This is a genomic window from Centipeda periodontii DSM 2778 (genome assembly GCF_000213975.1).
Lineage (GTDB): Bacteria > Bacillota > Negativicutes > Selenomonadales > Selenomonadaceae > Centipeda > Centipeda periodontii.
The window spans coordinates 297,667-305,858 of the sequence record NZ_GL892076.1 but is presented as its reverse complement, the minus strand read 5'-3'; the positions used below and the strand labels follow the sequence as shown (position 1 = coordinate 305,858).

Below are 8,192 nucleotides of genomic sequence, written 5' to 3'. Positions count from 1 at the left end.
GCGAGCCGATAGGGGCGCTCGTGCAACAGCCCCTTCGTTATGCTGTAAATTGCCTCAGCAGGTGTGGCACTTGTCGTAGAGGCCCTTTTCCTTGAGGAGTTTGACCATGGTCTCGCCGATGTGGGCGACGGTGTCGGCGACGGGGATGCCCGCCGCGTTGAGCGCAGCGACCTTGTCCGCCGCCGTGCCCTTGCCGCCGGAGATGATCGCGCCCGCATGACCCATGCGCTTGCCCGGAGGCGCCTGACGGCCGGCGATGAACGCGGAGACCGGCTTATCCTTCATATTCTCCTGAATCCACTTTGCGGCGTCTTCCTCCGCTGTGCCGCCGATCTCGCCGATGATGAGGACGGCGTAGGTGTCGGGGTCATCCTTGAAGAGCTGTAGCGCGTCGATGAAGTCCGTGCCCTTGACGGGGTCGCCGCCGATGCCGACGGTGGTCGTCTGACCGATGCCCGCGTTCGTGAGCTGGAATGCCGCCTCATAGGTGAGGGTGCCGGAGCGCGAGATGAGTCCGACGTGGCCGGGCTTGCTGACGGTGCCGGGCGTGATGCCGAGCTTGGACTGCTGGGAGGTGAGGAGTCCGGGGCAGTTCGGTCCCACGAGGCGGGTCTTCTTACCCTGCATGTAACGGCGTACCTTCACCATGTCGAGGACGGGGATGTGCTCGGTGATGCAGACGACGAGATCGAGCTGTGCATCGACTGCTTCGAGGATGGAGTCTGCCGCAAAACGCGCGGGGACGTAGACGACGGAGGCAGTTGCGCCCGTTGCCTTGACCGCATCTGCAACGGTGTTGAAGACGGGTACGCCCTCGACGGTCTGCCCTGCCTTGCCGGGGGTGACGCCGCCGACGAGCTTCGTGCCGTAGTCGAGCATCTGCTTCGTGTGGAACATAGCCGCCTTGCCGGTGATGCCCTGGACGATGACCTTGGTGTCCTTATCAATCATTACTGACATTGTATGACCTCCCTTTCGATTAAGCCTTCGCCTGTGCGACGAGTTTCACGATCTGCTCTGCGCCGCCCTCCATCGTGGCTGCGGGGAAGACGTTGCCGATCGGCGTGTTCTTCAGGATCTCGCGGCCCTCTTCGACCTTCGTGCCCTCGAGGCGCACGACGACGGGAACGGGGAGGGACTTCCCATCCGTGGAGATGATCTTTGCCGCCTCGATGATGCCGTTGGCGATGTTGTCACAGCGGTTGATGCCGCCGAAGATGTTGACGAAGATGCCCTTTGCCTGACCGCCCTCGAGCATGATGCTGAACGCCTTTGCGATCTTCTCCGGTTCGGAGTCGCCGCCGACATCGAGGAAGTTCGCCGGCTCGCCGCCATAGTGCTTGATGATGTCGACGGTCGCCATCGCAAGTCCTGCGCCGTTGACCATGCATGCGACGTCGCCGCCGAGGTTGACGTAGTTGAGTCCTGCCGCAGCCGCCTCGCGCTCCTTCGGATCCTCCTCGGTCTCATCGCGCAGCTGCGCGATGTCGGGGTGACGGAAGAGGGCACTGTCGTCGAAGTTCAGCTTCGCATCGAGTGCGATGACATCGTCGTCCTCGGTAACGACGAGCGGGTTGATCTCGACCTGCGAGCAGTCCTTGCCGATGAATGCGGCGTAGAGTCCCTGCATGAGCGCTGCTGCCTTGCGGACGGCGGGACCGGGAATGTTGATGGCGTACGCCATGCGCGTTGCCTGGAACGGAGCAAGCCCGATCACGGGGTCGATGTACTCCTTGATGATCTTCTCGGGGGTCTCGGCGGCGACCTTCTCGATCTCAACGCCGCCCTCCTCGGAGCCCATCATGACGATGCTCGCCGTCTGACGGTCAACGACAAAGGAGAGATAGAACTCCTTCTTGATCTTCGAGCCTTCCTCGATGAGAAGACGACCGACCACCTTGCCCTCGGGGCCCGTCTGATGGGTGACGAGCGTCTTGCCGAGGAGCTCCTGCGCGTAGGCGCGCACTTCCTCTTTGTTCTTTGCGATCTTGACGCCGCCCGCCTTGCCACGGCCACCTGCGTGGATCTGCGCCTTGACGACGATCACCGGGGTGCTGAGCTTCTCCGCGTTCGCAACCGCCTCGTCGACGGTGAACGCCGGCAGACCGTTCGGCACGTTCACGCCGAACTCGCGCAGAACCTGCTTGGACTGGTACTCATGAATGTTCATTTAGTCAATCCTCCCTTAATTTTTGTGAGCAGAACTCATCGATAGATATTATCTTACGCTTCTTTTATAGAAATGTCTAGCGATTTTGTATAAATGGGTAATTGAAAAATCTTGGATTTCTATAATCTATTTCTATAGCTGTGACTTGGTCATAAGAAGTTGGTCATAGATCATCGAGCTTGTAAACGGTCTCTGCTTCCCACACCTCGTCCATGTGCAGCTCGGGCTGCGGAAAGTTCGGATTCGCAGGCGCATTCGGAAAGAACTGCGTCTCGAGGCAGAAGCCGCCGCGCCGGGGGAACTCCTTGCCGCCCTTGCCGATCAGGGGGTTTTTCCCGAGGGCGTTGCCCGTGTAGAACTGCATGCCGACCTGTGTCGTATAGCAGGAGAGGGCGAGCCCTGTTTTCTTTGAGACAACGCGCGCCGCCTTTTTCAGATGGGAGTACGGCTCGGGCGCAATGTCACCGCGCAGCACCCAGTTGTGGTCGTAGCCGCCCGCCATCTGCAGCTGGTCGTAGTCCGCGTCGATGCGTTCGCCGATGCGGTGCGGCTCGGTGAAGTCCATCGGCGTGCCGAATACGGTGAGGATGCGCCCGTCGGGCAGCGACTCCGCATCCGCCCATGTGAATTCATCGGCGTAGATCTGTGCTTCGTGGTCGAGCACGCTGTCTGCCGTGGCACCCTCGAGGTTGAAGTACGTGTGATTCGTGAGGTTGCAGATGGTGTCCGCGTCGCTGATGGCACGGTAGGAGATGTGGAGGGCATCGTCGTCCGTGAGGCGATAGGTGACCTTCGCCTCAAAGTTGCCGGGGTAGCCGCCCTCGCCGTCGGGACTGATCGTTGTGAACGCGACACCGCCGTCCACGATCGCTGCCGTCCAGAGGTGATAGTGCAGTCCCTTCGAGCCGCCATGGATGTGGTTCTGTTTATGAGAGCCCGTGTTCAGTTCCAGCTGATAGGGTCGCCCCGCGATGGTGACGCGTCCGCCTGCAATGCGGTTCGCGTGTCGTCCGACGATGGCACCCATCGAGGCGGTGTCGGCGACGTAGTCCTCGCCTGTCTCGTAGCCGAGCACGATGTCGAGCGGTTTTCCGCCGACAAGGCGCTCGAACTTCACCAAACGTGCGCCGTAGGTCGTAATGGCGACGCTCGTGCCGTGCGTATTCGTCAGCGTGTAGAGATCGATTCGATCACCGCCCGGCATCGTGCCGAACGGCTCCATCTTTAATTCCGTCATCGTAAATTCCCCCCACAAAAACGACAATCGAAAAACCTTCTCTATTGTAGCATATATTCATGGATTTGCCACGGGAAAAATTGCGCCCGTCGGGCAGTCCTCCGCCGCCTCTAGAGCATCGTCTTGTTCCGTCGGTATGGGCTGGCGCACGAGTACGGCAGAGCGCGCCGTGCGGTCGATGCGAAAGACGGCGGGCAGACGCTCGGCGCACATGCCGCACGAGACGCATGCGGTGCTGTCGATGGATAGCTTCATCATATCTTCCTAAGGGAAGCACTGATAAATTCAGCACCATTATCTTGGCGCATCTTTTTTGCCCGCTTTTCGTCGGCAAATCCTCCACATAGCTTTGGCTATGCGTCCGGTTTGCCTCCTCAACCGGACGAAAAAATCTACGCCAATCTGAGGGTCTATTTTATCAGCGATTCCCTAAGACGAAAATTTCCTGCCGCACCGAAGCACAGCAGGAAGCTTTCAAAATATAACACACGTCTGTAGTATGACGCACGTGTGCGTATATGTCTGTGACTGCGGCAACAATCAGAGCCCTGCGCTTGCGTCCGAGCTCTCGAGCATCTTGTGCAGGTAGGCGCGGATATCGACGCCGTGCTCCATCTTCATGACATCGGCGAGGAGCTCCTTTGCCTGCGTCGAGGTGACGGAGCGGATCATCTCCTTGACGCGCGGGATGCTGGGCGCGCTCATGGAGAGTTCTGTGATGCCCATGCCGAGCAGAATGACGGCGGCGTACGGGTCGCTCGCCATCTCGCCGCACATGCCCGCCCAGATGCCGCGCTCGCGTGCACTCTGAATCGTGCGCTGGATGAGACGGAGCACCGCCGGGTTGAACGGATTGTAGAGGTGCGCGATCTGCGCGTTGCCGCGGTCGACCGCGAGTGTGTACTGGATGAGGTCGTTCGTGCCAATGCTGAAGAAGTCGACGTATTGGGAGAGGAGGGGGGAGACAACGGCAGCCGCAGGCGTCTCGACCATGATGCCGACCTGTACGTCGTCGGAGTACTCCTTGCCCTCGTGTGTGAGCTCCACCTTTGCCTGCTCGACGAGCTTCTGTACGCGCTGGATCTCGCTCACGCTGATGACCATGGGCACCATCATCGCCGCCTTGCCGTAGAGTCCGGCACGCAGGATCGCCTTGATCTGCGGGAGGAAGAGGTCGTGGCGATCCAGGCTGATGCGCAGTGCGCGGTAGCCAAGGAACGGATTCTCCTCCGGGTCGATGTTGAGGTAGGGCAGGGGCTTGTCGCCGCCGATGTCCATGGTGCGGATGACGCAGATGTGACCGCTGCATTTCTCGACGGCGGCGCGGTATGCCTTGAACTGCTCCTCCTCGGTCGGGATCGTGGTCGAGCCCATGAAGACGAACTCGGAGCGGAAGAGTCCGACGCCCTCCGCGCCGTACGTGAGCGCGTTGTCCACGTCCATGTGCGTGCCGATGTTTGCCGTGAGCTCGATGCGCACGCCGTCCTTCGTCACGGCGGGCAGATCCTTGAGCGCGGCATAGTGCGCCGCGAGTTTTTTCTGCTCCTCGATCTTGTCCTGATACAGCAGACGCTCCTCCTCCGTCGGGCGGATGATGATGTCGCCGCGGCTGCCGTCGAGGATGATCTCGTCGCCGTCCTGGATGAGGCTGATCTTGTCGCCGATGCCGAGGACGGTCGGGATGGCGCGCGCCTTTGCGATGATGACGACGTGGCTCGTCGCACTGCCCGAGCCGAGGATGACGCCCGCGATCTGGTCGGTGGGCATGCCCGCCACGACGGACGGCTCGATCTCCTCCCCGCAGAGGACGACCTGCCCCGTGCCGATCTCCGGCTCCTTGACACCGAGGACGTATTTCGCGACGCGCTTGCCCACGTCGCGCAGATCAATGGCACGCGCAGCGAAGTACTCATCCTCCATCTGCTCGAAGATCTGCGCCTGTTCGTTCGCGGCATCGAGAATGCCCTGCGGCGCACTGCCGCATGCCTCGATCTTCGTCTTGATGTTCTCTGCCATCATCGGATCCTGCACCATCATGCGGTGCGCCTCCAGGATGGCTGCCTGTTCGGTCTGTTCGTCTTTGCGCAGCCGATCAATGGTCGCGAGCAGATTCTCGGTGACGGCGGCGAGTGCCGCCTCCGCCTTGCCCTGCTCCTCTGCAACGGAGCCGGGCTTATATGCCGCGAGATAGCCGTCGAGGTTCTGCCCTGCGAGCATGACCTTGCCGACGGCGATGCCTGAGATCACGCCTTTTCCACGGATTTGTTCTGCCATATTTTACCCCCCATGAGAGATGCCGACCCCTTCCTTGCGCTTTGACGGTCGGCAGTCCTATGAAAAAACGCCGCGAGGCAAACAGTGCACTGCAAAACCTCGGGCGTCCCGTTGTGATCCGATTACTCTTCGCCGAACTTCGACTTGACGAGATCCGCGAGCTCCTTTACGGCCGCTGCCTCGTCCTCGCCCTCGGCGATGATGGTGAGCTCCGTACCCTTGACAAGCCCCATGCTCATCAGCATGAGGATGCTCTTGGCATCAACCTTCTTGCCCTTTGCCTCAATCTGGATCTTGGACTTGAACTTCGTTGCCGTCTGAACGAACACCGATGCGGGACGCGCATGAATGCCCGTCTTGTTCTCGATCATCACTGTTTCCTGCGTCATGTGAATCTCTCCCATCCGTTAGTGAATCAACCTATCTTCCCCTCGCATGCGTCATGTTTATGCACGCGAATGAATATGTCACAGCCATTATACTATGAAACATGAGATAAAAAAAGAGTCGAAAGAAAAAAGTTTTGGAAAAAGCACGACGAATTTTTTTTAATATTTCCTCTGCCAAAGAAGGAATTTGCGTATTCATGTCGAAAACGTCAAGGAATACCTATCAGTATGCCCGCTGTATCGGGAGTCGGTCGTATGAAAAGGGGGCGACGGTAATGCAGATGCAGATCCGCCTTTCCTCGCTCGTTTTTGCCATCCTGATGAGCGTCGGCGTCGTCGCCGGGCTGATTGCCCTGCGTCCGCCGCTGACGACGATGTATTATGTACAGTTGGGAGCCCTTGTCGCAGGAGCGGGGCTGATCGTCACGCTCTATAATGCGTTCATGACGGCACGTGCACGCCGCCGCACGCCAGAGTCTGCGACGGCGGCGAAGGATCCTTCCGTTGCGGCGGTGGACTGTGCGTCTGTAGACGCCACACCGGCATATGCACAGACACGGGAGAACGTGCTATCCTCTCCCGTCGCACGACCTGCAGTTGCCGTGATACAGGAAGCAGCTGCGCCGGCGGAGCAAATGCTGCCGGAGAGCATGGAGGAGATGCTCGACGTTGCATACGAGTCGGCAGAGAACGATCCTGCTCTTGCCATTGCGGCATATCGCCGTGCGCTTGCGCGCTATCCGAACGACTCCTATATGCCGTATCTCATCATCGAACTCTCCACACTTTACAAGCGCATGGGGAACTACACTGCGGCGCTCGCTCTCTTTGACGAGGCGTTGGCGCTTCCTATCATCACACAGAACGCAGTCATGGTGCAGGAGCTCGAACGCTCCCGCAGAGCCTTGACCGTCGTTTCTCATATGCTCGCGGCGCAGGGTACGCCTACTCTCCCCTTCGGCGAGGTTCCGAAGGAGATTCTCGCGGAGGCGGATCGGCGCGCAGACGAGCCGAACATCTGACATTTTTTGGTAAAATGGAGGAATACACATGAAGAAAAGCGTTGACATTCTGGGACTTCCCGTCATCAGCATTACCGAAGGGCGCGAGCTCGGCATGAGCAAGACCCTTCTCATCGATGCGCCGAACCGTGTGGTAGCGGCGATCACGATTGAGGACGAGGACTGGTATCGCGGAGTCAAGCTCATTCCCTATGATAATGTTATTGCAGTCGGCGAGGACGCCGTCACGATCAACAACAGCGAGAACATCCTGACGCTCGATGCGGCGGGCGATTTCGAGACACTGCTCGACGACAATATCCGCGTCATCGGCACGAAGGCGATCACGCGTACGGGTGTCATTCAGGGCAACATCACCGAGATCTTCATCGGCGAGGACGGCAGCATCGAGAAGTGCGAAATCACGACACCGGAGGGCTCTACCTCTGAGGTCACGGCGGATCAGGTTTCCATTTTTGGTAAGGAAGTCACGGTCATTTCTCCGGAGGGCGATGCCGGAAAAAAATTTGACGCAGCGGCTGCACCGGCGGCGCCCGCTGTGACAGCGCCTGCAGCTCAGGAAGCTGCGGTTGAGCCGGTGGCAGAGGCTGCTCCCGCAGTGGAGGAGCCTGTAACACCCGTTGTTGAGGCATCCACGCCGGTTGTGGAGGAAGCGCCCGCCGTCGAGCCCCCGGCAGAGGAACCTGCGCCCGCTGAGAAAACGGCGCCTGAGCCGGAGAAACCTGCCGCAGAGACGCCTGCACCGGTTGAGGAGGCGGCTGCCGCAGAGCCTGCCGAGGACAAGAGTGCGGATCGCGTGAACGAGGATCGTCACCGCCGCTTCCTGCTTGGCAAGAAGGCGACGCGCACGATCAAGATGGACAACGGCGTTGTCATCGTTGAGGCGGGCGCGGACATCACCGAGGAAGTCCTGCAGAAGGCGAAGCTCGGCAACAAGTTCATCGAGCTCTCGATGAGCGCACAGTAACCGTATATACAACAGAATAAGGGGAGCTGACAGCAGTCGGCTGAGAGGGGGCAACGCGTCCCGACCCATAACCTGATTTGGATAATGCCAACGTAGGGATATATGTGCAAATAGCGCGGCTATGTCAGTTGGC

8 protein-coding genes and 1 riboswitch are annotated in these 8,192 nt (G+C 59.6%); of the genes, 2 read left to right on the top strand and 6 right to left on the bottom strand.

Features of this window, described 5'->3' with window-relative positions; genetic code table 11:
- Positions 1–54: 54 nt before the first annotated feature.
- The 6 genes from sucD to HMPREF9081_RS01340 all read right to left on the bottom strand — a co-directional run bounded on the left by sucD (position 55) and on the right by HMPREF9081_RS01340 (position 6,070).
- Complete coding sequence (sucD, locus tag HMPREF9081_RS01365; RefSeq protein WP_006305092.1) at positions 55–960, bottom strand: succinate--CoA ligase subunit alpha; 906 nt, start codon at positions 958–960, stop codon at positions 55–57.
- Between the two features lie 19 nt (positions 961–979).
- Positions 980–2,170 (bottom strand): ADP-forming succinate--CoA ligase subunit beta, encoded by a 1,191-nt coding sequence (gene sucC, locus HMPREF9081_RS01360; protein ID WP_006305091.1) that lies wholly within the window; start codon positions 2,168–2,170, stop codon positions 980–982.
- A gap of 163 nt (positions 2,171–2,333) precedes the next feature.
- Positions 2,334–3,407 (bottom strand): aldose epimerase family protein, encoded by a 1,074-nt coding sequence (locus HMPREF9081_RS01355; RefSeq protein WP_040394205.1) that lies wholly within the window; start codon positions 3,405–3,407, stop codon positions 2,334–2,336.
- Positions 3,408–3,464: 57 nt separating this feature from the next.
- On the bottom strand, positions 3,465–3,665 hold the full coding sequence (locus tag HMPREF9081_RS01350) for a ferredoxin (RefSeq protein ID WP_006305089.1): 201 nt from the start codon (positions 3,663–3,665) through the stop codon (positions 3,465–3,467).
- 282 nt (positions 3,666–3,947) lie between these two features.
- The gene (ptsP, locus tag HMPREF9081_RS01345) at positions 3,948–5,681 is read right to left on the bottom strand and encodes a phosphoenolpyruvate--protein phosphotransferase (RefSeq protein WP_006305088.1); all 1,734 of its coding nucleotides are present in this window, start codon (positions 5,679–5,681) and stop codon (positions 3,948–3,950) included.
- A gap of 122 nt (positions 5,682–5,803) precedes the next feature.
- Positions 5,804–6,070, bottom strand: coding sequence for an HPr family phosphocarrier protein (locus HMPREF9081_RS01340; protein WP_040394201.1), 267 nt, complete (start codon positions 6,068–6,070; stop codon positions 5,804–5,806).
- Between the two features lie 275 nt (positions 6,071–6,345).
- On the opposite strand from HMPREF9081_RS01340, the gene HMPREF9081_RS01335 reads away from it, so the two are divergent.
- Both HMPREF9081_RS01335 and HMPREF9081_RS01330 read left to right on the top strand, forming a co-directional pair.
- A complete protein-coding gene (locus tag HMPREF9081_RS01335) occupies positions 6,346–7,092 on the top strand; it encodes a hypothetical protein (protein ID WP_006305086.1) in 747 nt (248 codons plus the stop codon).
- Between the two features lie 28 nt (positions 7,093–7,120).
- Entirely contained in the window at positions 7,121–8,059 is a 939-nt protein-coding gene (locus tag HMPREF9081_RS01330; protein ID WP_006305085.1) for a PRC-barrel domain-containing protein, read from the top strand.
- 9 nt (positions 8,060–8,068) lie between these two features.
- Positions 8,069–8,175: riboswitch (TPP riboswitch) on the top strand.
- Positions 8,176–8,192: the final 17 nt, after the last annotated feature.

What these genes read in the sequence shown, in the direction of transcription:
- sucD (WP_006305092.1), bottom strand. Translation starts at nt 960, where the DNA reads ATGTCAGTAATGATTGATAAGGACACCAAGGTCATCGTCCAGGGCATC.
- sucC (WP_006305091.1), bottom strand. Translation starts at nt 2,170, where the DNA reads ATGAACATTCATGAGTACCAGTCCAAGCAGGTTCTGCGCGAGTTCGGC.
- HMPREF9081_RS01355 (WP_040394205.1), bottom strand. Translation starts at nt 3,407, where the DNA reads ATGACGGAATTAAAGATGGAGCCGTTCGGCACGATGCCGGGCGGTGAT.
- HMPREF9081_RS01350 (WP_006305089.1), bottom strand. Translation starts at nt 3,665, where the DNA reads ATGATGAAGCTATCCATCGACAGCACCGCATGCGTCTCGTGCGGCATG.
- ptsP (WP_006305088.1), bottom strand. Translation starts at nt 5,681, where the DNA reads ATGGCAGAACAAATCCGTGGAAAAGGCGTGATCTCAGGCATCGCCGTC.
- HMPREF9081_RS01340 (WP_040394201.1), bottom strand. Translation starts at nt 6,070, where the DNA reads ATGACGCAGGAAACAGTGATGATCGAGAACAAGACGGGCATTCATGCG.
- HMPREF9081_RS01335 (WP_006305086.1), top strand. Translation starts at nt 6,346, where the DNA reads ATGCAGATGCAGATCCGCCTTTCCTCGCTCGTTTTTGCCATCCTGATG.
- HMPREF9081_RS01330 (WP_006305085.1), top strand. Translation starts at nt 7,121, where the DNA reads ATGAAGAAAAGCGTTGACATTCTGGGACTTCCCGTCATCAGCATTACC.